Annotated in this window: 17 protein-coding genes; 12 read left to right on the forward strand and 5 right to left on the reverse strand. The window is 68.9% G+C overall.

All coding sequences use genetic code 11. The features are described 5' to 3' along the window. Position 1: 1 nt before the first annotated feature. From sufD to ATL45_RS25130, 5 genes are read left to right on the forward strand one after another with little or no spacing between them, the layout of a single operon-like run. A complete protein-coding gene (gene sufD / locus ATL45_RS25110; RefSeq protein WP_093155506.1) occupies positions 2 to 1,189 on the forward strand; it encodes a Fe-S cluster assembly protein SufD in 1,188 nt (395 codons plus the stop codon). 32 nt (positions 1,190 to 1,221) lie between these two features. Then, entirely contained in the window at positions 1,222 to 1,995 is a 774-nt protein-coding gene (sufC, locus tag ATL45_RS25115; RefSeq protein WP_093155507.1) for a Fe-S cluster assembly ATPase SufC, read from the forward strand. Then, positions 1,992 to 3,290 (forward strand): cysteine desulfurase, encoded by a 1,299-nt coding sequence (locus ATL45_RS25120; protein WP_093155509.1) that lies wholly within the window; start codon positions 1,992 to 1,994, stop codon positions 3,288 to 3,290. The genes sufC and ATL45_RS25120 overlap by 4 nt, the downstream gene beginning before the upstream one ends. A 24-nt stretch (positions 3,291 to 3,314) precedes the next feature. Beyond that, positions 3,315 to 3,773: a Fe-S cluster assembly sulfur transfer protein SufU gene (sufU, locus tag ATL45_RS25125; protein ID WP_093155510.1), complete on the forward strand. Its 459-nt coding sequence runs from the start codon at positions 3,315 to 3,317 to the stop codon at positions 3,771 to 3,773. Continuing rightward, entirely contained in the window at positions 3,770 to 4,180 is a 411-nt protein-coding gene (locus ATL45_RS25130; protein ID WP_093155512.1) for a metal-sulfur cluster assembly factor, read from the forward strand. Before sufU ends, ATL45_RS25130 begins: the two co-directional genes overlap by 4 nt. A gap of 707 nt (positions 4,181 to 4,887) precedes the next feature. Here ATL45_RS25130 and ATL45_RS25135 read toward each other — a convergent pair. Next, positions 4,888 to 6,228 (reverse strand): HNH endonuclease signature motif containing protein, encoded by a 1,341-nt coding sequence (locus ATL45_RS25135; RefSeq protein WP_093155707.1) that lies wholly within the window; start codon positions 6,226 to 6,228, stop codon positions 4,888 to 4,890. On the opposite strand from ATL45_RS25135, the gene ATL45_RS39040 reads away from it, so the two are divergent. From ATL45_RS39040 to ATL45_RS38505, 3 genes are all read left to right on the forward strand, one after another. After that, on the forward strand, positions 6,152 to 6,367 hold the full coding sequence (locus ATL45_RS39040) for a hypothetical protein (RefSeq protein WP_170210115.1): 216 nt from the start codon (positions 6,152 to 6,154) through the stop codon (positions 6,365 to 6,367). The genes ATL45_RS25135 and ATL45_RS39040 overlap by 77 nt on opposite strands. A gap of 798 nt (positions 6,368 to 7,165) precedes the next feature. Further along, positions 7,166 to 8,116, forward strand: coding sequence for a nitroreductase/quinone reductase family protein (locus tag ATL45_RS25140; protein ID WP_246025529.1), 951 nt, complete (start codon positions 7,166 to 7,168; stop codon positions 8,114 to 8,116). A gap of 378 nt (positions 8,117 to 8,494) precedes the next feature. Beyond that, positions 8,495 to 10,936, forward strand: a complete 2,442-nt coding sequence (locus ATL45_RS38505; protein WP_143121694.1) for a hypothetical protein — start codon at positions 8,495 to 8,497, stop codon at positions 10,934 to 10,936. A 3-nt stretch (positions 10,937 to 10,939) separates the two neighbouring features. Here ATL45_RS38505 and ATL45_RS25150 read toward each other — a convergent pair whose 3' ends face one another. The 3 genes from ATL45_RS25150 to ATL45_RS25160 form a co-directional block, all read right to left on the reverse strand. After that, on the reverse strand, positions 10,940 to 13,321 hold the full coding sequence (locus tag ATL45_RS25150) for a GH92 family glycosyl hydrolase (protein WP_093155517.1): 2,382 nt from the start codon (positions 13,319 to 13,321) through the stop codon (positions 10,940 to 10,942). Positions 13,322 to 13,432: 111 nt separating this feature from the next. Next, complete coding sequence (locus ATL45_RS25155) at positions 13,433 to 15,145, reverse strand: GGDEF domain-containing protein (RefSeq protein ID WP_093155518.1); 1,713 nt, start codon at positions 15,143 to 15,145, stop codon at positions 13,433 to 13,435. A gap of 289 nt (positions 15,146 to 15,434) precedes the next feature. Beyond that, positions 15,435 to 16,637: a lycopene cyclase family protein gene (locus ATL45_RS25160; protein ID WP_170210345.1), complete on the reverse strand. Its 1,203-nt coding sequence runs from the start codon at positions 16,635 to 16,637 to the stop codon at positions 15,435 to 15,437. Positions 16,638 to 16,737: 100 nt separating this feature from the next. Here ATL45_RS25160 and ATL45_RS25165 point away from each other — a divergent pair, with 100 nt between their 5' ends. The 4 genes from ATL45_RS25165 to ATL45_RS25180 all read left to right on the forward strand — a co-directional run bounded on the left by ATL45_RS25165 (position 16,738) and on the right by ATL45_RS25180 (position 21,471). Further along, positions 16,738 to 18,306 (forward strand): deoxyguanosinetriphosphate triphosphohydrolase family protein, encoded by a 1,569-nt coding sequence (locus ATL45_RS25165; RefSeq protein ID WP_093155520.1) that lies wholly within the window; start codon positions 16,738 to 16,740, stop codon positions 18,304 to 18,306. 239 nt (positions 18,307 to 18,545) lie between these two features. After that, the gene (locus ATL45_RS25170; RefSeq protein ID WP_093155521.1) at positions 18,546 to 20,174 is read left to right on the forward strand and encodes an ABC-F family ATP-binding cassette domain-containing protein; all 1,629 of its coding nucleotides are present in this window, start codon (positions 18,546 to 18,548) and stop codon (positions 20,172 to 20,174) included. Positions 20,175 to 20,362: 188 nt separating this feature from the next. Next, a complete protein-coding gene (locus tag ATL45_RS25175) occupies positions 20,363 to 20,572 on the forward strand; it encodes a helix-turn-helix domain-containing protein (protein WP_010310662.1) in 210 nt (69 codons plus the stop codon). Positions 20,573 to 20,661: 89 nt separating this feature from the next. Next, positions 20,662 to 21,471 (forward strand): enoyl-CoA hydratase/isomerase family protein, encoded by an 810-nt coding sequence (locus tag ATL45_RS25180; RefSeq protein WP_246025530.1) that lies wholly within the window; start codon positions 20,662 to 20,664, stop codon positions 21,469 to 21,471. Between the two features lie 112 nt (positions 21,472 to 21,583). Here ATL45_RS25180 and ATL45_RS25185 read toward each other — a convergent pair whose 3' ends face one another. Next, a complete protein-coding gene (locus ATL45_RS25185; protein WP_093155523.1) occupies positions 21,584 to 22,318 on the reverse strand; it encodes an SIS domain-containing protein in 735 nt (244 codons plus the stop codon). Between the last annotated feature and the right edge of the window lie 130 nt (positions 22,319 to 22,448).

The following is a 22,448-nucleotide window of genomic DNA, read 5'->3' on the forward strand; positions in this document are numbered from 1 at the left end:
GATGACGAGCACCACCAAGACCGACGCCCAGCACGGCCTCGGCGAGCACTCGCACGGCGGCGGCACCGGGATCCCGCAGTCGTCCCGAGGCTCGCGCTTCACCTCCTACGACGTCGAGGCCTTCGAGGTCCCCGGCGGTCGGGAGGAGGACTGGCGGTTCACGCCGATGAAGCGGCTCAAGGGCCTCCACAACGGCACCGCGACCGCCACCGGCAACATCAAGGTGGAGGTCGCCGGCGACGGCGCCGCCGTTGAGACCGTGGGCCGCGACGACGCGCGGATCGGCGACGGCGGCATCCCCTCCGACCGGATCGCCGCGCAGGCCTGGAGCTCGTTCACCGAGGCCACCGTCGTCACCATCGGCAAGGACACCAAGCCGGAAGACCCGATCACCATCACGGTGCACGGTCCCGGCGAGGGCCAGGTCGCGTTCGGGCACCTGCAGGTGCGCGCCGAGCAGTTCGCCGAAGCCGTGGTCGTCGTCGACTACCGCGGTTCCGGCACGCTGGGCGACAACATCGAGTTCGTCGTCGCCGACGGTGCGCAGCTGCGCGTCGTGTCGGTGCACGACTGGGCCGACGACGCCACCCAGGTCAGTTCCGAGCACGCCACGCTGGGTCGCGACTCGGTGTTCCGGCACCTGGCCGTCACCCTCGGCGGTGACCTGGTGCGGGTCAACACCACCGTGTGCTACGGCGACAAGGGCGGCGACGCCGAGCTCCTCGGCCTGTACTTCGCCGACGCCGGCCAGCACCTGGAGCACCGGATGCTCGTCGACCACGCGGTGCCCAACTGCCGCAGCAACGTGCTCTACAAGGGCGCGCTGCAGGGCGATTCGGCGCACTCGGTGTGGATCGGCGACGTGCTGATCCGGGCCGAGGCCGAGGGCACCGACACCTACGAGCTCAACCGCAACCTGGTGCTGACCGAGGGTGCGCGGGCCGACTCGGTGCCGAACCTGGAGATCGAGACCGGCGAGATCGAGGGCGCCGGCCACGCCAGCGCCACCGGCCGCTTCGACGACGAGCAGCTGTTCTACCTGATGGCCCGGGGCATCCCGCAGGACCAGGCCCGGCGCCTGGTGGTCCGCGGGTTCTTCGGCGAGCTGCTGCAGAAGATCACCGTGCCGGAGGTCCGGGAGCGGCTGGAAGCCGCCATCGAGGCCGAACTCGCCGTCGTCGGCGCCTGACCCGCAAGCCTGAAACAGGAGAACGAAGAAGAATGGCCACCCTGGAGATCAAGGACCTGCACGGCTCGGTCCTCACCGAGGAAGGCGCGAAGCCGATCCTCAACGGCGTCAACCTGACCGTCCGCTCGGGCGAGACCCACGCGATCATGGGCCCGAACGGTTCCGGCAAGTCGACGCTGGCCTACGCCATCGCCGGCCACCCGAAGTACCAGATCGACTCCGGCACGGTGCTGCTGGACGGCGAGGACGTCCTGGAGATGAGCGTCGACGAGCGGGCCCGCGCGGGTCTGTTCCTCGCCATGCAGTACCCGGTCGAGGTGCCGGGCGTGTCGATGTCGAACTTCCTGCGCACCGCTGCGACCGCGGTCCGCGGCGAGGCGCCGCAGATCCGCAAGTGGGTCAAGGAAGTCAAGCAGGCCATGTCGGACCTGGACATCGACCCGTCGTTCGCCGAGCGCAGCGTGAACGAGGGCTTCTCCGGTGGTGAGAAGAAGCGCCACGAGATCCTGCAGCTGGACCTGCTGGACCCGAAGTTCGCGATCCTGGACGAGACCGACTCCGGTCTGGACGTCGACGCGCTGCGGGTGGTTTCCGAGGGCGTCAACCGCTACCACGCCAAGGGTGGCAAGGGCGTCCTGCTGATCACGCACTACACCCGGATTCTGAAGCACATCACCCCGGACTACGTGCACGTCTTCGCCGACGGCAAGGTCGTGGAGTCCGGTGGTGCCGAGCTGGCCGACGAGCTGGAGGCCAACGGTTACGTGCGCTTCACCGGCAAGAAGGAGGCGGCAGCCCAGTCATGACCGTTCAGCCTCCTCGCACCGAGGGTGCGAGCACGCCGTTGGACGTGGCGGCGATCCGCGCGGACTTCCCGATCCTGGGACGCACCATCCGCGACGGGCGACGTCTGGTGTACCTCGATTCCGGGGCGACCTCGCAACGGCCGCGCCAGGTGCTCGACGCGGAGCGTTCCTTCCTGGAGCACTCCAACGCGGCTGTGCACCGCGGCGCGCACCAACTCGCCGAGGAGGCCACGGACGCTTACGAGAGCGCCCGAGAACGGATCGCCCAGTTCGTGGGGGTTGACGTCGACGAGGTGGTGTTCGCCAAGAACGCCACCGAGGGCGTCAACCTGGTCGCCTACGCGATGAGCAACGCCGCGACGGCCGGGGCGGAAGCCGAGCGCTTCCGCCTCGGCCCGGGCGACGAGGTCGTGGTGACCGAAATGGAGCACCACGCGAACCTGGTGCCGTGGCAGCAGGTGTGCGAGCGCACCGGTGCGACGCTGCGCTGGTTCGGCGTCACCGACGAGGGGCGGCTCGACCTGTCCGATGTGGGCAGCGTGATCACCGAGCGGACCAAGGTGGTGGCCTTCACCCACCAGTCCAACGTGCTGGGCACGGTGAACCCGACGGAGCAGATCGTCGAGCGGGCCCACGAGGTCGGTGCGCTGGTGGTGCTCGACGCCTGCCAGTCGGTGCCGCACAAGCCGGTGGACTTCAAGGCGCTCGGCGTGGACTTCGCGGTGTTCTCCGGGCACAAGATGCTCGGCCCGTCGGGCATCGGGGTGCTCTACGGCCGGCGTGAACTGCTGGCGGCGATGCCGCCGTTCATCACCGGCGGTTCGATGATCGAACTGGTGCACATGGAGCGGTCCACGTTCGCCGCGCCGCCGCAGCGGTTCGAGGCCGGTGTGCCGATGACCTCGCAGGCCATCGGCCTGGGTGCGGCGGTGGACTACCTGAACGCGCTCGGCATGGACCGCGTGGAGGCCCACGAGCGCCAGCTGACCGAGCTGGCGCTGCGCGAGCTGTCGGCTGTCGACGGCGTGCGCATCATCGGCCCCACCAGCACCGAGAACCGCGGTGGCACGGTGGCGTTCACCGTCGACGGAGTGCACCCGCACGATGCCGGTCAGGTGCTGGACGACCAGGGCGTCGAGGTTCGCGTCGGGCACCACTGCGCTTGGCCGCTGCACCGGAGGTTGGGAATTCCGGCGACCGTGCGGGCGTCCTTCTACTTGTACAACGAACTGGACGAGGTCAAGGCGTTGGTGGAAGCGGTGCGCGAGGCGCAGCGCTTCTTCGGGGTGGCTTGACCCGGACCCTGCCGGGGATTCTTCATGCAGCTGGAGCAGATGTACCAGGAGATCATCCTGGACCACTACCGCAACCCGCACCGCCACGGGCTGCGGGACCCCTTCGACGCCGAGTCGTTCCAGGTGAACCCCACCTGCGGCGACGAGGTCACCCTTCGGGTGCGGTTGACCGGCACCGACGAGGACGCGATCGTGGAGGACGTGTCCTACGCGGGGCAGGGCTGTTCGATCAGCCAGGCCTCCGTGTCGGTGCTGACCGACCTGGTGGTCGGCAGGCCGCTGAAGGAGGCGATGGTCACCGAAGCGGCGTTCAGCGAGCTGATGCACGGCCGCGGCAAGGTGGAACCTGACGAGGACGTGCTGGAAGACGGCATCGCGTTCGCAGGCGTGGCGAAGTACCCGATGCGCGTGAAGTGCGCGCTGCTGGGTTGGATGGCTTTCAAGGACGCGGTGTCCCGCGTAGTTGTCGAGGAGGCTTCATGAGCGAGCAAGCCCCGGTGCAGCAGGAAACCGACGTGGAGCGGACCTCCGAGGCACTGCCGGAGCAGGCCGGGCCCTCCGCGGAGATCGCCGCGCTGGAGGACGTCGAGGAGGCGATGCGCGACGTCGTGGACCCCGAGCTGGGGATCAACGTCGTCGATCTCGGCCTGGTGTACGACATCCGGGTCGAGCAGGACAACACCGCCACCGTCGACATGACGTTGACCTCGGCGGCCTGCCCGCTGACCGATGTCATCGAGGACCAGGCGCGGGCTGCGCTGACCGGTGGGCCCGGTGGTGGTCTGGTGAAGGACTTCCGCATCAACTGGGTGTGGATGCCGCCGTGGGGGCCGGAGAAGATCACCGAGGAAGGCCGCGAGCAGTTGCGTGCTCTCGGGTTCACCGTGTGATCTTCCGATCTCTCGGTCTTTTGATCAGGGGTGCTGGGCTTGTTGCTCGGTGCCCCTTTTCTTTTGCCACTGTGTAGTTGTCAAGGTGCCGTGGTGCTTCGTCTCCGTCGGGCGCTGATCGTGGCCTGTCGGGGCTTGGTTGGGACTTTTTGGGTTCTGTTGTCCTTGGGCCATCCCCGTGATTTGGGGGATTGTGGGGGCTGCGGTCCGGATGTCAAGCCCGGCCTGGCGGCCGCCCCTTCGGGGTTGACAGGCTTGACATCCGGCCCGCAGCCCCTGTTTGGCTTTATGTCACGGGGATGGCCCGGTGTGGGATCGGCCGTTCTTGGGGTGCTGGACTGCGGTTTCGGGGCTGGTGGGGCTGATCTTGGTTCCGTTGTGGGTGGTTCCGCGCATCGGGCATGTCCCTTCTTCTGTTCTTTGGTTTCCGGTTCGGCGGGGTGGGGGAGCTGTGGCTTGGTTGGGGTGGGGGTGGTGGTTCGGCGGGTGGTTCGGTGGGGTGCTGGTCTCTTGGTTGGTGGGACGGGCTTTTGGTGATGGGTCGTGGGCTCTTGGTGGTTGCGGTTGGCCTTGGGCTGGGACGGTTCCCGGGTTTGCTTTCGGGCTCGGTCTGGGTTTTGGGTGCCTGGCGGTGTGGTGCGGGTCTTGATCGGGTTCGTGGGTGTCGGTTGGTGGATGGTGTTGTGTCCGGTTCTCGTACTTGGGCGTCATGGGGTGCCCTCCGGGGTTCTTGGGGTGGGGATGAGTCCCTGGAGGGTTTCCCGGTAGGCGGCGGGTCTGGCTTTGCCGCCGGGTTTCGGTTTTCTTGATTTGTCCACACTGGATGGCGGGGTGAACATCGGGCGTCCTTGGTGCAGGGTGATCGTCCAGTGCTGGTCGTGGATCCTCCGGTGGTGGTGCGGGCAGAGCATCACCATGTTGTTGAGCTCGGTGGGACCGCCGTCGATCCAGTGCTTGATGTGGTGCGCCTGCGGAGTGCCCGGCGGTCGGTCGCAGTCCGGGAACGCGCAGACGCCGTCGCGCTGGAGGAGCGCGGCTCGGATGTGGGTGGGGGCCGTGCGCTGAGTGGTGCCCACGTCGAGGGGGAGGCTGTCGCCGTTGAGGACCATCGGCAGGACCTCGCAGTCGCAGGCGATGCGGCGGACGTTCTCGGCGGTGATGGACTGCTCGGTGGCGGTCAGGGTGCCGGGCGTGCCGTTCGTCAGGCGCTGCTTGAGGTCGTCGAAGTCGATGGTGACGGTCAGGTGGGGGCGCTGGCCGCCGGTGCGCGGCATCTGGTCGGAGTCGAGGACCAGGTCGACCATCGCCGCGAATCCGTCGGCGTTGCGCTGTCCGACCGTGCGGGGATCCTTCTCCCCGTCGGTCTCCGGGCGCGGCGCGGCCAGCGGGCGGAGGGCTGCCACGAACTTCGCCCCGGTCTCGCGGTCCAGGCGCGCTTTGATGACGAGCATGCCGTCGCGTGCGGTCGCGTAATGCAGTTCTCGCGCCTCGTGCTGTGCGCGTTCTTCCTGCAGGGCTCCGTCCTTGTCGAGCGTGTACGTGATCCTTTCCGCCAGCTTCGCCAGGTCGCGCGGGCACATTCGACGTGCGTTCGCCGCGAGCAGTGCCTCGACCTCGCCGGCCCGTTGCTTGGCGGACTCGGGCAGGGCCCGGACGCACCTCCTGATGATCGTCGCGTGTTCGAGGCCCAACACTCCTTCGGACAAGGTCTGCGCGGTGGCGGGCAGTTCGGTCGTCGAACCGTCGTGGGCGTCCGGCGACGTGGTCACGTCAGCGGCGACCTGGAGGCGCGCCTTGGCCTCGCGCGAGTCGATGCGGAGCAGGTTCTGCAGCCATGCCTGGGTGGACCGCGCGCTCTGCTCGGCGAACAAGCGGCGCCGGTCGGCCTCGGCGATGAGTTCCAGCTGCTCCATCCTCGCCTGCCGGATGACACGCTCGATCTCCGCGATCCGCCCGGTAAGTTCAGCATCGGTGTACGAAGTCGCCCGAGATGACTCCGCCCACGACTCGGCGACCGCGGCCCCAGGCCCGGTCGTGGCCGCAACCATTCCGGCGCCTGCGCCGGAAGTCGCGGTGAAGGTGGTCATCAGCGGTGTCATGACTCAATTATCTCAACTGTCGAACTGGATTTCGATCGAATTAAGGTCGCTCGATCAGGTGATCAACACGCGGCAAAAGGCGGGCTGAAGGTGAAAGTTCTTCCTGCGTGGTGGTTTCCGCAAACTTCGACAGGACGGGCGGCCGATTTGCGGCAACCGGCTGCCATCCGCCTCTATTCGAAAGCTATTCAGGTTCCGTGCGTGGCTCACCAGCCGCACAGCAGAGGCGAGATCGCCCCCAAGGAAGATGCGGTGCCCGGAACGCCAAGGCGGCCAGCGCTGGATCGTCGAAAAACACTGCAGCGCAACAAGAACCAACCGCAGCCGGCCGCACCGCCCCGATGCGCACGACCCCTCGCATCACAACAACCAACAACGGACCCGAATAAGCCCCAACCCCAAACAAACCCGCCCCCCACGCAAAAGCAAAGCCGATCCCACACCGGGCCATCCCCGTGACATAAAGCCAAAACGGGGCTGCGGTCCGGATGTCAAGCCTGAAACCCCGAAGGGGCGGCCGAAGGCCGGGCTTGACATCCGGACCGCAGCCCCCACAATCCCCCAAATCACGGGGATGGCCCAAGGACAACAGAACCCAAAAAGTCCCAACCACAGCCCCGACAGGCCACGACCACCGCCCTTGCGCGCCGACGGAACCCCTTGCTAGCCTCCCCATGAGCCCCGGATGGGCCTACGCATGGAGGTAGCGGCTTCTAAAGCCACCATCGAGTTGCGACACGATTCGACGTGTCTCGCACCTGGTTTCGTCGAACTGCGATCAGCGGTCCAACGTGCCTGCCTCTGCGTCCCTGGCCAGCGGGGCTCTTCCGCGTGTCCGCACCTCGATGCCGAACCCTCCGATCGATCGAGATCCAGAAGGACTGCATTGACAGAGCGAGAATCCGAGAACTTCGACGTCCACGCCTTCAACCGCCAGGTGATAGCGGAGTTCCGCGAGAACGGCGGAAAGCTCACCGGCTGGATGGAGGGCTGGTCGGTGTGCGTGCTGACGACGACCGGAGCGCGCACCGGCGAACGCCGGGAGACGCCGCTGGGCTACTTCGAGATCGACGGTCAACCGTTGGTCGTGGCCTCGGTGATGGGCGGACCGAAGAACCCGGCCTGGTACCACAACATCCGCAAGAACCCGCAGGTCACGGTGGAGACGGGCACCGAGACCTACGACGCGGTGGCGACCATCGAGACCGGCGAGCGCCGCGATGAGCTCTTCGCCGCGGTAGCAGCGCGGGACGAGGGAATGCGCGACTACCAGCGCAAGACGACGAGAGTGCTCCCGGTGGTGACCCTCCACCGGATCGAGCAGGACCAGGTAGCGGCCCAGGATTCGGCAGGAGAGGAGCGAGTCCGCGGTCTCGGCGATTTCCTGGTGGAAGCCCACGATTGGCTGCGCGCCGAGCTCGCGGAACTCCACCGCCAAGTGGACGAGATCATCGAAGGCGATGCGAGTTGCTCGGGTCTCGAACGTGCCAAGCCGGACCTGGCCCAACAGCTGCGCACGCACTGCACCGAGTTCTGCTCCGCGTTGAAGCAGCACCACACCGGCGAGGATCGAGGTGCCTTCCCGATGCTCGCGCAGCAGTTCCCGGAACTCGCCCCAGCGCTGGAGAAGCTGGGCCAGGAGCACGAGCTCGTCGCGCGCCTGCAGGAAGAGATCCGCCGGCTCGTGGACGAGTACGAACCCGGCAAGAGCGACCCGGCGCACCTGAAGAGCCGCCTCGAAACCATGACCAGCGAACTCGAAGCCCACTTCAGGTACGAAGAACGAACGATCGTCGCAGCCCTCAACACCCTGGGTCCAGCCCCGAACATCCCGTGACCCTGCTCGATCGCTCGTGGCTGGCGGAACCGGTGGTTCCGCCAGCCGTGCGGGTTCTAGCGGTTGCAGTTGATCGATCGGCTTCGGGCCGGTTGAGCATTGCCGGTTGACCAGCACGCATTGTTGGCCGTCCGTTGAGTCACGACAAACCGGCTCCAGTGCTTCCCGCACTGCGCTAGGTTCGCCGGGCAGCTGATCTTGGGTGGGGGTACGAGGTTGAGAGATCTCTCGGAAGCAGAAGTTTCATCCGTCGAGACTTTGCTCCGCAGATCGTTCGAGCACCGTGAGCCGGTTTTGCTGGCCGGTGACCAGGCCGTACGGGCATCGTTCATCAGCCAGCTCGTAGTCACCTCCCCGGAGGGAGGCCGAGGCCCGGCTTTGGAACTGGTCGGTGCTCGGATCGTCGGAGACCTCGACCTGTCCGACTGTTCGGTGTCTGTGCCGATGGTCTTCCGGGAGTGCGAGTTCGATGGTGATCTGCTGCTCAAAGATGCCAGTACGCTGCGGATACACCTGGAGAACTGCAAGGTCGGCGCTGTCCGGGCATCGCGCGTTCGCTGTGAAGGACCGCTGTGGCTCCGCGGGCTGCGCAAGGCTGCCTATATCGATCTCGAAGGTTCACGCATCGGTGGAGATCTGGATCTGACAGGTAGCCAGGTCAGCAACAACGGGATCGCTGTGAACCTCATGGCCGCGCAGATCGATGGTGATCTGATCGCCAAGAACGCTGATCTGCGCGGAGCACTTCATCTTCCGGGTGCGATGGTGAGCAGACGTCTCCTGCTGGAACAGGCGAGTATTGCCCACCCGGATGGTGCCGCAGTCGATGGCGAGGCAGCCAGCATGGCTTTGGGCATGGACGCGCGGTTAGCCAGATTCACCGGGAAAGTGCATTTTGCCGGTGCGCGGCTCGGCGGTGATCTGAATTTGCAGGGCGCGCAGCACAATCACCCGGGTGCTTGTGCGATCGACTTCAGCGGTGCGGAGATTCGCGGCTCTGCCTTGTTGCGCGGGAACTTCTCCTGCCGGGGTGTTCTGGACTGCCGGCATGCCTCGGTTTCTGGGCAGCTCCGGCTGGATCGAGCGGCGATAAGCGACCCCCATGCGGCTTCGGGAGTGGCGATCGCATTGGACTGGGCGGACATCGCTGGTGGGATCGACGCGACCGATCCTGTTCAACTCGACGGTGTGATCAACCTCGTCGGTACGCGCGTGGGTGGCCTCTTCAGGATCCGGGGCGGGCTGCTGAACGGACGTGACGGACGTGTGATCAATGCTGTTTCCGCATCATTCGGCGCCGGTTTCCGCCTGGAAGATGCGTCGCGGCTTTCTGGGGAGGTCCGCGTTGCGACCTGCACCATCAGCGGGGACGTAATGCTGGACGGCATCGATGGAACGTCCTTCAGTCTTTCGAGCAGTACCGTCAGCGGTTTCGTGGCAGTCTGCAATGGGAAGTTGACAGATCCGGGTGGCACTGCTCTACGAATCACAACCAGCGAAGTGTCCGGCGACCTGAGGCTCACCGATTTGGAAGTGTCGGGAAGCGGTGGCCAGTCCGCAGCCGGTGATGACAAGGGGCATTCCTCGGTCGACCCTCTCGTGTCGGCAGTGGACCTCTCCGATACGACTATCCGCGGCCGCCTTCACGCAGGCAAAGGTTTTCGCTGCTCAGGTGAGGTGCGGTTGGTCAATCTGGTCGTACCGCACATCACGTTCCACGGCGCGAAGCTGGAGGCCCCGGGAGCGCTCGTGCTCAGCGGCTCGAACCTGACGGTGGACACCATGGTTCTTTCAGAGCTGGCCGCGGCCGGCGGCGTTGTGCTGTCGTCTTCCGAGATTGGACATTTCCTGCGCATCACGTCGGCCACGGTCGCCGGCGGTGTGCGAAGACTTGATCTGGAGGAAGCAGGATCGTTCGCTCTCGACCTCACCGGAACGAAGATCGGTCGCCAGTTGAACATGACGGGGAGTTCCTTCGCGGACAAGGTCATCCTGGCGGACGCAGTGATCGGCCAGGACGCACGACTCGACGACGTACAGCTCGACGGTAGGAACGGGTGCGCGCTCGATGCCACACGGCTCCAGGCCAGCGTGCTCCGACTGTTGCCGGCGACTATGCCGGGCGGGGCGGTATGTCTGGCCAATGCCCAGGTCGGTTTGCTGGTGGATCGAGCGACGTCGTGGCCACGGGGGCACGAGATCGACCTGGCCGGCTTCGGATACGGGCGTCTCAGCACCGAAGTTGGACTGTCGGAGCGCCTTTCTTGGCTCAAGCTCGCTACACCGAAGTTCGTGCCTGGGCCATACGAGCAGTTGGCGAACTGTCTGATCGCGGCTGGGGACAAGGACGGGGCGCGTACGGTCCGCTTGGCGGCCACGAGGCGCTCGTACCGGGAAGTGCCATTAGGACTGCGCGGCACGCGATCGGTCCGCCATCGGTTCAGGTATGCGTTCCGTCGTGGGTGGGGGTTCCTGCAGGATTCAGTGCTCGGATACGGCTACCGCTCGTCACGGGCGGTGGTGTTGTTCTTGCTTCTCTGGGGACTCGGTGGCGCCGCATTCGCTCTGGGCAGCGGGCCGTGTCATCGCCCCGGCACGCTCGATCCCGGACCGTGCCCGGTCAAGACGGGGGAGCACCCGGTTTGGGACCCGTTCTTGTACGCCTTGGATCTGCTCATCCCACTTCTGGACCTCGGCCATGAGAAGGCATGGGATGTGGTCGGGCTCTCCAAGGCCGTCATGTGGGTGCTGATGGTTTCCGGTTGGGTGCTGGCCACCGCGATCATCGCGGCGGCCAGCAGGACCCTGCGCCGGAACTGACGATCAGCCCGCTGCGCAGGGGGAGGTGGGGGTTGCGTTCGGGTTGGTTCCCCAGGTGGTGGGGGTGTCGGACAGGCGGTGGTCGATGGTGCCGCTCGTGCGGACTCCTTCCAGGTCGATCCAGACCTCGTGCTTCGGGGTGTTCGCCACGCGGACTTCGTCCACGTACTGGAGTTTCGCTCCTCGTGCGTTCGGGGCCGTGATCGTCAGCGGGGTTCCGCCGGGGATCTCGACCACTGCTTTCGGGAACCTCGGGGCGTTCAGGACGAACTCGCCGGTTCCCGGTGTCGTGGGGTACAGGCCGAGGGCGCTGAAGACGTACCAGGCCGACATCGTGCCCAGGTCGTCGTTTCCGGTGACTCCGTCGGGGGCGTTGGTGAACAGCGTTTGCTGGGCTCGGACCACCGCCGATGTCTTCGACGGTCGGCCGATCAGCGAGTACATCCACGGGGCGTGCAGGTCGGGTTCGTTGTTCGGGTTGTAGCGGAACTGGCCGTAGTAGTCGTACGGGTCGATCACCCACTCCTCGCGGGCCGTGCGGGCCGGGTCCTGGACCAGCTGGTCGTGGGCGAAGAACGTGTCCAGGCGCTTCTCGGCCTGGTCGGGGCCGCCGACCGCGCCGAGGAGGCCGGGCACGTCCTGCTGGGTCAGCCACTGGTACTGCCAGGCCGTTCCTTCGTGGAAGCCCTTGTCGGAGATGGGTTCGTAGGGTTCGAACCAGGTTCCGTCGGCGTTCTTCGGGCGCGGGAAGCCGGTGAAGCCGCGTTCCGGGTCGTGCACCGAGGGATCCCAGACGTGGCGCCAGTTCCGCCCGCGTTCGGCCAGCTGCGCGGCGTCGCCGGGGTGCCCCAGGGAACCGGCCAGCAGGGACAGCGAGCAGTCGGCCAGCGCGTACTCCATCGTCGCCGATCCGCCGTGTGCCGGGTCGACGTCCTGGCCCTTCTTCGGGAAGTCCGGGTCGTACTGCACGAATCCCCGCGACAGGTAGGAGTCGTTGCCCGCGCGGCCCTCGAACTGGGAGTCGGCCGGCGGGATCTCGTTGGCGTTGCGCCGCAACGCTTCGTAGGCCTGCTGCTCGCGGCCCTCCAGCGCGCCGAAACGCCACAGGTCCACCAGGAACGGCGTGACCGGGTCTCCGGTCATGGTGTTCGTCTCGAAGTTCGCGTAGGCCCAGCGCGGCAGCCAGCCGCCCTGCTCGTCGATCGCCAGCACGCTGCGCGCGATGTCCTTGGCGCGCTCCGGGACCAGCAGCGCCAGCAGCTGGTTCTGCGTTCGGTAGGTGTCCCACAGCGAGAAGAACTGGTAGTACGTCCAGTCGTCGGCGCGGTGGACCGCGTCGTCGAACCCGCGGTAGCGCCCGTCGGCGTCGGTGGCCGTCGACGGTTGCAGCAGCACGTGGTACAGCGAGGTGTAGAAGACCGCTGTGTCGTCGGGAGTTCCGCCGGTCACTTCGATCCGGTGCAGCTCGCGGCGCCAGCGGTCCTGGGTCCGCTCGCGGACCTCGTCGAAGTCGTCGCCCTCGGCGTCCAGGTTCGCGTCCGCGCCCGCTGCGTCCACATAGGAGATCGAGGTGGTCGCGGTGACCTGGTCGCTGGCGAAGGTCAGCCACGCGCCGCGCAGGCCTTCGCCGCCGGAGACCGAGCGGCGGTCGAAGCGGCCGCCGTCGGGCTGCCAGGTGCCGAAGGACTCGACGGGCTCGTCGAAGCGGGTGGTGAACCACAGCGTGTAGTCCTGCCCGCCGCAGAAGCCCTTGCTGCGCACCCAGCCCCGGACCGTCCGATCGTCCACCACCTCCAGCCCGCTGGCCTTGACCGGGTTGCGCTCGTTGGCCTGCCCGACGTTGAGGAACACGTGCGCCGGGCCGTCGTCGAAGGTGTAGCGCTCGACGCCGGCGCGCGTGTCGGCGGTGGCCTCCACGTCGATGCCGCCGTAGTCGGTCAGGCGGGTGCGGTAGTAGCCGGCGTCGCCGATCTCGCCGTCGTGGGTGTAGGCGGCCGCGTACTGCTCCTGGTCGAACGTGGACGGCTCGTCGATGTCGAAGTCGTGCCCCTCACCGGCGCCGATGCTGCCGGTCGTGGGCAGCGTCGAGATCAGCCCGCCCTGCTCCCAGCAGCCCGCTCCGGAGAGGAAGAAGTGGCCGAAGCCCTTGATCCGGGTGTCGTCGTAGCGCCATCCCGCGTAGTGCGTGCCGATCGGGCTGACCTGGGTCATGCCGAACGGCGCGGAGGCGCCGGGGAACGTGTTGCCCTCGTCCTTGGTGCCGATGAAGGTGTTCACCGCGCGAACCGGGTCGGTGGGTTGCGCGACGGCGGGTATCTGCGTGGCGGTGAGCGCGGTCAACAGCAGCGCTGCGGTAGTGGCGAGCCGACGGCGATGTCCTGGCACGTGTCCTCCCACGGCTTTGACAACGTTGTCAAACCTCGTTCGAACACCAGCCTAGGGCGAGCGCGGTGGGTCGCGGCAATCGTCCGCGTGAGTGATCTGCCCGCCGGAGGCTCAGGAACCGGGCGGTTGCTGCGCCCCGCGCAGCACTTCGATGCGGTCCGAGCCGGGGCGGGACATCACCCAGCTCGACCCGGCCAATGACTTGGCGTGCTTCTTCAGCGGCGCCAGCCGGCGGGAGGCGTCGTCGTAGCCGTCGACGGTGCTCGGCGTGCACACCAGCGTCGCCAGCGACAAGGTCACCGCCACGCCGCCGGCCGTGCGCTCCGGATTGAGCACCAGCTCGGCCAGCGACACCAGGTCATCGAGGTCCGCCACCAGCAGGAAGTCGTCCCCGCCGACGTGGCCGACCTGCACCGAGCTCAGCGCGGTGGCCGCATCGGTCAGGCTCCGGCCGATGGCGCGGATCAGGTCATCGCCCGCCGAGAAGCCCGCCGTGTCGTTGACCGTCTTGAACCCGTCGATGTCCAGCCAGCTCACCGCGAAGACCTCGCCCGCGGCGATGCGGCGGGTGACGTCGCGGGCGATCGCGTCGCTGCCCGGCAGCCGGGTCAGCGGGTTCAGCGCCGCCGCCTCCTCCACCTTCAGCTCCGCCATGCCGCGGATCAGGTCGCCGGCGCGCACCGCGCCCAGGCAGCGGCCCGACTCGTCGACCACGATCGCGTCGTCGTACATCCGGTACTGGTCGGAGCGGGTGACCATACTCAGCGCCTCCATCGCGGTGGTCGCCGTGGTCACCACCCGCGGTTCGTCGGCCAGCCGCGATGCGGGCCGCTTGGCGTGCAGCGCGTGGCCGTACGGGCCGGTCACCGCGAGCAGGAACCGGTTGCGCTCGATGGTCCACTGCGGGCGGTTGCCCTCGTCGACCAGCACCACACCGCTGATCTCCGGGTGGTCGGCCAGCACGCCGCGCACCTTGTCCGCGGTGACGTCGGTGGGCAGGATCGTGGCCGGGGACAGGAACTCCGTCACCCGCGGTCCGCTGGCCAGCGAGCTGATCGGCGGACCGTGCGGGTCGGTCACCTCGGCCGCCACACCCGGCACGCTGCTGGCCGTCGGCGGCCGTCGCGCCGCGGGAGCCAGCAGGTTGCCCTGCACCAGGCGGATCCCGTTGCGGCGCAAGGTGGTCAGCTGGCGCTCGTTCTCCACGCCCTCGGCGACCAGCTGGCTGTCGGTGGCCTCGCACAGGTGCCGCACCGACTCGACCAGCGCGACCCGCGCCGGGCTCTCCGGCAGCTGCTGGACCACCTCGCGGTCCAGCTTGACCACGGCCGGGCCGATGTCGGCGATCAGCGCCAGCGGCACATCGCCCTCGCCGACGCCGTCCAGCGCGATCTGGAACCCGTCGGCGCGCAGCTTGTCCACCCCGACCAGCAGGTCGTCGGTGTTCAGCCGGGCGAACGGCGGACCGATCTCCAGCGTCACCTCCTGCTCGCGGCGGCCGATCTCGCGCAGCCGCTCGCGCACCAGGTCCAGCCGCTGCAGATCGTGGGTGACGGTGCCGCCGAAGATGTTGAGGTGCAGCGGCAGCAGGGATTCGTGTTCGGCGGCAGCCGTCAGCGCCGCGTTGGCCAGTTCCACGTCCAGCTCGGTCAGCCGCCGTTGCCGGGCAGCCTCCCGGAACAGCTCCTGGACGTTCGTCCCAACCGGCCGGGCCAGCGCCTCTATCGCGACGATGGCCCCGGTCTTGATGTTGATCAACGGCTGGAACGCGAAGCGCACCTCGTCAACCAGCGCTAGCACGGAGTCGATGTTGCCCGCACTCATGCTGCTCCATCGACGGTGTTCACGACCTGTTCACCGACATCTCAGTTCCTCCTCCTCGGGGTGGAGGACCGCCTCTCCCTGCAGACAAACTTAGCGCGCTTGACCAGCGGCTAACACGGGTTGTCGGTGCTGGGTGGCGGTTGACACAACGATTCGCAGCGCATCGGACACGTTACGTGCCCAGCTGGCTCGGTATGCCCGCTTTCACCCGCAGTGACCGGGCTTGCTCTGCGTGGCGGAACCCCGGCGGCGGTGCCGGTGGCCGGGCGGTTTCGCCGCACCACAGCTGTCAGCTGCCGCCGAGTCCGTGGCGGGCCTGCGGGTGACCGACGGTCAGACCGCCCAGCGCCAGCCGCCTGCGGATGCGCCAGGGCGCGCTCGCGAACAGCGCGGACATCGCCGCCGCCGTGCCCGCCGGGTCATCCTCGGCGGCCAGGAACGCGGCGCGGTGCCGGGCGTCGAGCCGGAAGAACAGCTCGAAGAACTCCGGCACCTGCTCGGGCGGCAGCGACAGCAGCGCCTGCAGCGCCCGGTGCCGCAGCACGTGCCCGGACACCGCGCGCGGCGGCCACAGGATCGACCACGCGGCGCGGGCCGCGACCGCCGGTCCGGACGGCAGGGTCGCGCTGATCGCCGCGGCCAGCCACGGCGCGCGCTGCAACGACGCGGCGACGCTGAACCCGCTCGCCGGGTGCACGAAACCGCCGGCCGCGCCGAACGGGATCACCCGGCCCGGCCGGGGGAGCGGGTCGTCCACCGGGAACCGCACGCGCTCCTCGGCGAGCCGCTCCGACTCGGTCACGCCCGCTTCGGCGAGCCGTCCCGCCAGCCGCCTGCGCAGCAGGGCCAGCGGTAGCGCCGGGCGGCGGGCCAGCGAGGTCTCCTCCAGCAGAACCTGGTCCGGGCCGACGTGCACCGCGTAGAGGAACGTCGGCCAGCCGCCGCGGGTCTGCGGGGCCGGACGCCAGTCCATGAACACCCCCTCGCCGGGGCCGCAGAACGGCTCGGCCGCGGCGGCGCTGACCACCCAGCCGACCGCGCTCTGCTGTGCGGAGGTGTGCGCCGGGCGGCCGCCGGAGAGCGCCCGCGCCGCGCCGGTCGCGTCGACCACGACCGCGGCGGCGATCCGCCTGCCGTCCTTGAGCACCACGGTCGACCCGGTGGGCCCGTGCTCGGCCGCCTGCGCGCGGCCGGTGATCTCCACGACGTCGTGGCGCCAGAGGTGCTTCCACAACGCGGTGTTGTCCAGGACGGCGTACGGCCGGTGCCATTCGTGCTGGTCAGTGCCGTGCAGGACCATCCGGTCCACGACCGATGCCAGCGCGGGACCGGGGATCGCGGCGGGCAGCTCATCGCGCCAGGCGCCGTAGGTGTGCGGCCAGACGCGGCGCGGTGCCGGGTCGACCAGCACGACCTCCAGGCCGGTGTCGCTGCAGGCCGCCGCCGCGGCCCGTCCTGCGGGACCGCCGCCGACCACCACGACATCTGCCACGGGGAAATCAGATCACGCCGGACCGGGGGCGCGCCGCCAGGGCTGCCGACCGGGAGCGCCGCGCCGGATGAGCGCGGAATCAATCGTCTAACGTGTGTCCATGTACGACGCGCAGCTTCGGACCGGTCGGCGCAGTGGTCGTTCGGGAACGCGCCGAGCACCTGGTGATCTCGCCGCCAGCCCGTTCCGGGCGGACCGGGACCGGGTGTCCAGCTCGGCGTTCTTCGCCCGGCTGGGCGGGGTGACCCAGGTCGTCAGCCCCAGCGGTTCCGGACTGCTGCTGCACAACCGGTTGACGCACAGCCTGAAGGTCTCCCAGGTCGCGCGGGCCATCGCCGAGCGGCTGCTGTCCGATCCCACCGACCTGAGCAAGCTCGACCGGCTGGGCGGCTGCGACCTGGACGTGGTGGAAGCGGCCGGGCTCGGCCACGATCTCGGCCACCCGCCGTTCGGGCACCTCGGCGAGGGCGTGCTGGACCGGCTGGCCCGGCAGCGGTTCGCGCTGCCCGACGGCTTCGAGGGCAACGCCCAGAGCTACCGCGTGGTGACCCGCATCGACGTGCGCGGCACCGACGGCGACGGCCTGGACCTGACCGCCGCCGTGCGCGCGGCGCTGCTGAAGTACCCGTGGACGCGGTTGACCGAGCCGCAGCCGCACCCGCGTCATCTGCCGGTGCCGCCGCGCGGCGCTTCCGAACCGGAGGACGGGCCGGGCACCGGATCGGTGAAGTTCTCCTGCTACAGCACCGAGCTGGAGGACATGGTCGACGCGCGCTCGCCGTTCCGCGGGCGGCTGGCGGACTGGCAGCAGACCGTCGAGGCGTCGATCATGGACACCGCCGACGACATCGCCTACGCGATCCACGATCTGGAGGACTTCCACCGCGTCGGGATCCTGCAGCACACCAGCGTCTCGCACGAGCTGACCGAGTGGCTGGGGCACGCGGTGGAGTTCGCCGGGCGCTCCGATGACGAGCTGGCCGGTGACGGGATGCGCCCCGGCTGCTCGCTGGAGCGGTTGCGCCGCCGCCTGCACGCCAAGGACGGCTGGATCGCCGACGACGAGGCGTTCGTCAGCGCCGTCAAGAAGGTCGTCGCGAACCTGGTCACCAAACTGCTGGAAGTGCCCTTCGACCGCTCGCAGCAGGCCGAGCAGGCCGTCGCGGCGTTCTCCGGGGAGTGGACGCAGCGGCTGGTGGAGGGCATCCAGGTCGTCGAGGAGCCGCCGACGCGGTCCGGGCACGTCGCGCTGGCCGTCGAGCAGTGGCACGAGGTGCAGGTGCTGAAGTTCGTGCACCGCCGGTTCGTGCTGCAGCGGCCGGACCTCGCGCTGCACCAGCGCGGCCAGGACCGGCTGGTGAGCAAGCTGGTGGAAGCGCTGGACAACTGGCTGATCGACCGCAGCGAGGCCGCCCGGTTGCCGCACCGGCTGCGCGACCTCTTCGACCGGGCCCGCGCCGAGTTCGCGCAGCTGCGCAGCCAGGCCCCGGAACTGCTGGTGCGGCCGGGCGAGCCCCCGGTGATCGACACCGAGCACCTGGAGCGGATGTCGCGCGGCCGGGCGGTGATCGACTTCGTCGCCTCGCTCACCGACAACCAGGCCGCCGCGCTGCTGGAAGCCCTCTCCGGCCGCACCACGCAGCTGTGGAACGACACCTTCGTGCTGTGAGCCTGCACGACCGGGTGTGACCGACGAGATGTGATCCGCGATCAATTCGGTGGACATCGGCGGTTACACTGGTTCCGTGGTCACCAAGCGTTTCGTGGTTCGCGCTGCCCGCGCCACTCCCTCGCTGATCCGCCCGCTCATCGATTAGCTGACGGGCCCGCTCAGCCTCCGCGCCCACCCCGGCTCCGCCCGGTGGGCGTGTTCGTGGAATCGCTCGACCACTACTTCCGGAGTTCCCCTTGATCTCTGCCACCGGCCTGGAGCTGCGCGCCGGTTCCCGCATCCTGCTCTCCGACGCCATGCTGCGCGTCCAGCCCGGCGACCGGGTCGGCCTGGTCGGTCGCAACGGCGCGGGCAAGACGACCACCCTGCGAGTGCTGGCGGGGGAGGGCGAGCCCTACGCGGGCGAGGTGATCCGCCGCGGTGAGCTCGGCTACCTGCCGCAGGACCCGCGCGAAGGCGACCTCACCGTCTCGGCCAAGGACCGGGTGCTGTCCGCGCGCGGCCTGGACCAGCTGCTGCGCGACATGGAGAAGGCGCAGACGGCGATGGCCGAGCTGGCCGACGAGCGTCAGCGCGACAAGGCGATCGCCCGCTACGGCCGGCTGGAGGAGCGCTTCGCCGCGCGCGGCGGGTACGCCGCCGAGAGCGAGGCCGGGCGGATCTGCAGCAACCTCGGTCTGCCCGACCGGGTGCTGGAGCAGCCGCTGAGCACCCTGTCCGGTGGTCAGCGCCGCCGCGTCGAACTGGCCCGCATCCTGTTCGCCGCGTCGGAGGCCGGCCCGGGCGGTCGCTCGGCCACCACGCTGCTGCTCGACGAGCCGACCAACCACCTCGACGCCGACTCGATCAACTGGCTGCGCGACTTCCTCAAGGCCCACGACGGCGGGCTGGTGGTGATCAGCCACGACATCGACCTGCTGGCCGCGGTGGTCAACAAGGTGTGGTTCCTGGACGCGATCCGCGGCGAGGCCGACGTCTACAACATGGACTGGGCCCGCTACCAGGACGCCCGCGCGGCCGACGAGAAGCGCCGCCGCCGCGAGCGCGCCAACGCGGAGAAGAAGGCCTCCACGCTGATGGCGCAGGCCAACAAGATGCGCGCCAAGGCCACCAAGGCGGTCGCCGCGCAGAACATGGCCCGCCGCGCGGAGAAGCTGCTGTCCGAGGCCGAGACCGAGCAGGCCCAGGAGAAGGTCGCCAGGATCCGCTTCCCGGAGCCCGCCCCGTGCGGGCGGACCCCGCTGACCGCCGACGGGCTGTCGAAGTCCTACGGCTCGCTGGAGATCTTCAGCGGCGTCGACCTCGCCGTGGACCGCGGCTCCCGGGTCGTCGTGCTCGGCCTCAACGGTGCGGGCAAGACCACCCTGCTGCGGCTGCTGGGTGGTGTGGAGAAGTCCGACTCGGGCGGTGTCGTCCCAGGTCACGGTCTGCGCATCGGCTACTTCGCGCAGGAGCACGAGACGCTGGACCACGACGCCACGGTCTGGGAGAACATCCGCAGCGCCGCCCCGGACGCCCCGGAGCAGCAGCTGCGCACCCTGCTGGGCGCGTTCCTGTTCCAGGGCGAGCAGCTGCAGCAGCCGGCGGGAACCCTCTCCGGCGGTGAGAAGACGCGGCTGGCGCTGGCCGGACTCGTCTCCAGCGCGGCCAACGTGCTGCTGCTGGACGAGCCGACGAACAACCTCGACCCGGCCAGCCGCGAGCAGGTGCTCGACGCGCTGCGCAGCTTCACCGGCGCTGTCGTGCTGGTCACGCACGACCCGGGTGCGGTGCAGGCGCTGGAACCGGAACGGGTCATCCTGCTGCCCGACGGCACCGAGGACCACTGGTCGGACGATTACCTCGACCTCGTCCAGCTGGCATAGCAACCGCCGTCCACCCGGAGTCGACTACTACGGATGGATTAGTGCATTCCGGTGATCGCCGGGTGGCGTTCTCGGCCGTTGGCCGATCTTTTTTCCATGATCGCCTGGCGTTCCCGCCTTTCCTGTTCGATCATTGCGCTGACAGGGGTCGCGAGGCCCGACCTGCTCAGAGGGAAGGCGGGGACACCGTGGCTGAGCTGAAGAAAGGTGCGCGCATCACAGGTAGTGCGCGGGACAAGCTTGCCAGTGACCTGAGGAAGAAGTACGAGAAGGGGGCTAGCATCCGCGCTCTCGCGGAGGCGACCGGCCGGTCGTACGGATTCGTGCACCGCGTGCTGAGCGAATCGGGTGTGCAGCTGCGCGGTCGCGGGGGCGCCACGCGTTCCAAGAAGAAGTGAGCCCGGCGACCACTGGTCGCCTCGGAGCCCGGTCGCGGTCGCCTCGCGTTGGAGCGGGGTGCTGACGGGCTCTCATCGAGGAGGTCCGCTTGGCGGAGTCGATGGTGGACGCCGGCCTGCTGGATCGTGGCGGTGTGGGGCTCACGATCCGCGGTCGGCGGGCCACGATCACGTTGAACCGCCCGGACAAGCTCAACGCGCAGACACCGCACACCTGGCAGGCGCTGCGGGAGATCGGTCGATGCCTGGGCGCGGAAGTCCAGGTCGTGGTGCTGCGCGGCGCCGGCCGGGCGTTCTCGGCCGGGCTGGACCGGCGGCTGTTCACCGCCGCCGAAGTCGACGGGGCGCCGGGACTGGCCGGACTGGCCCGGCGCCCCACCGAACAGGCCGATGCCGAGATAGCCGGCTATCAGCAGGGGTTCAGCTGGTTGCGAGAACCCGACCGGGTGACCATCGCGGCAGTGCGGGGGCACGCGATCGGTGCCGGATTCCAGCTGGCGTTGGCGTGCGATCTCAGAGTGGTCGCCGCCGACGCCAGCTTCCGCATGGCCGAGACCGGCCTGGGGCTCGTCCCCGATCTGGGCGGCACGCTGCCGCTGGTCCGGACCGTCGGATACGCCCGCGCGGTGGAGATCTGCCTGACCGGGCGCGAGGTCCTCGCCGACGAGGCGCTGCGGTTGGGGCTGGTCAACGCGGTGGTGGAGCCGGAACGGCTCGACGTGGCGGTCGACGAACTGGCCGAAGCCGTCGCGCGGCCGCCGCTCGGCGCGGTCCGCGAAACGCTGGCGCTGCTGGCGCAGGCCGACGAAGCGGTCGACCCGGAGCAGCAGCTGGCCGCTGAACGCGCCGCGCAGCTGCGCAGGATCGCCGAACTGGCCGCGCAGCTCGAGTCCGAGTGACGGCGATTTCGCGCGAAATCGTCGTTCCGCAGGCGCGCGATGCGCCGCTTCCGCGCGAAATCGCCGTCCGGGCGCCGAGGTTCGGCCCGGCGACCACCGGCCTGGGAATGGCTCAGAGGAGGCCGGGGACTCGTTCGCCGTAGTGGGCGAGGTTCGCCGCGTTGGCCTCGTCGCCGCCGACGGTGTTCGAACTGCGCCAGACCGGGAGGTCGACGCCTGCGGCCGCGGCCAGGTCGAACAGCTCGACCAGCAGCATGTTCCACAGGAACGCGTTGGACAGGGAGGACAGCGGGGCCGTCACGGGTGCGTCGGTCGGGTAGCTGGCGTCGCCGCCCGGCACGAGGGTGTCCAGCACGATCTCGGCTTCTTCGGCCAGCGTGGTCCCGGCGCGCTTGGGGGCTTCGGCGCTGGCCGCCGGCGAGGTGATCGCGATGACCGATGAGCCCGCCGCGCGAGCGTTGCGGGCCAGTTCCACCGGGTAGGGGTTCACCCCGGAGTTGGAGAACACCACCAGCACGTCCGCGCCGCCCCGGAACCCGGCCGCGGTGAGGATCTCCTCGGCCAGCCCGGTGCGCCGCTCGGTGCGGGTGCTGGGCACCGCGCCGTGCAGCGGCAGCAGGTCGGGGTGGTAGAGGGGCCGGACCGCGGCCAGCCCGCCCGCCCGGTAGAAGGACTCCATCACGCCGGCCAGCGAGTGGCCCGCCCCGGCGGTGCACACCAGGCCGTCCGCGCGGATCGCGGTGAGCAGTCGTTCGGCGGCGGTGCGCAGGTTCTCGGCGTTGTGCGCGCCGATCTTCCGCAGGTGTTCCAGCGTGTGCTCGGCGTGGCCGGGCGCGGTTTCCGACATTCGGTGGCTCCTGAGGGGCGAGCGGAAAGGACGTAAGGTCTATACCAATTTGATGACATGGCGGTCAAGGACCGCCTCCACCACTGGTGTGGTGGACGGGTACGCTGTTGATCAGCAGCCGAGACCGAGG

Origin of the sequence: Saccharopolyspora antimicrobica, from assembly GCF_003635025.1 — a bacterium.
In the GTDB taxonomy this organism is placed as follows: domain Bacteria; phylum Actinomycetota; class Actinomycetes; order Mycobacteriales; family Pseudonocardiaceae; genus Saccharopolyspora; species Saccharopolyspora antimicrobica.

Excerpts from the sequence above, each read along its gene's own strand:
- sufC (WP_093155507.1), top strand. The coding sequence starts at position 1,222 with ATGGCCACCCTGGAGATCAAGGACCTGCACGGCTCGGTCCTCACCGAG.
- ATL45_RS25130 (WP_093155512.1), top strand. The coding sequence starts at position 3,770 with ATGAGCGAGCAAGCCCCGGTGCAGCAGGAAACCGACGTGGAGCGGACC.
- ATL45_RS25135 (WP_093155707.1), bottom strand. The coding sequence starts at position 6,228 with ATGGTTGCGGCCACGACCGGGCCTGGGGCCGCGGTCGCCGAGTCGTGG.
- ATL45_RS25155 (WP_093155518.1), bottom strand. The coding sequence starts at position 15,145 with ATGAGTGCGGGCAACATCGACTCCGTGCTAGCGCTGGTTGACGAGGTG.
- ATL45_RS25185 (WP_093155523.1), bottom strand. The coding sequence starts at position 22,318 with ATGTCGGAAACCGCGCCCGGCCACGCCGAGCACACGCTGGAACACCTG.
- sufU (WP_093155510.1), top strand. The coding sequence starts at position 3,315 with ATGCAGCTGGAGCAGATGTACCAGGAGATCATCCTGGACCACTACCGC.
- sufD (WP_093155506.1), top strand. The coding sequence starts at position 2 with ATGACGAGCACCACCAAGACCGACGCCCAGCACGGCCTCGGCGAGCAC.
- ATL45_RS25165 (WP_093155520.1), top strand. The coding sequence starts at position 16,738 with ATGTACGACGCGCAGCTTCGGACCGGTCGGCGCAGTGGTCGTTCGGGA.
- ATL45_RS25120 (WP_093155509.1), top strand. The coding sequence starts at position 1,992 with ATGACCGTTCAGCCTCCTCGCACCGAGGGTGCGAGCACGCCGTTGGAC.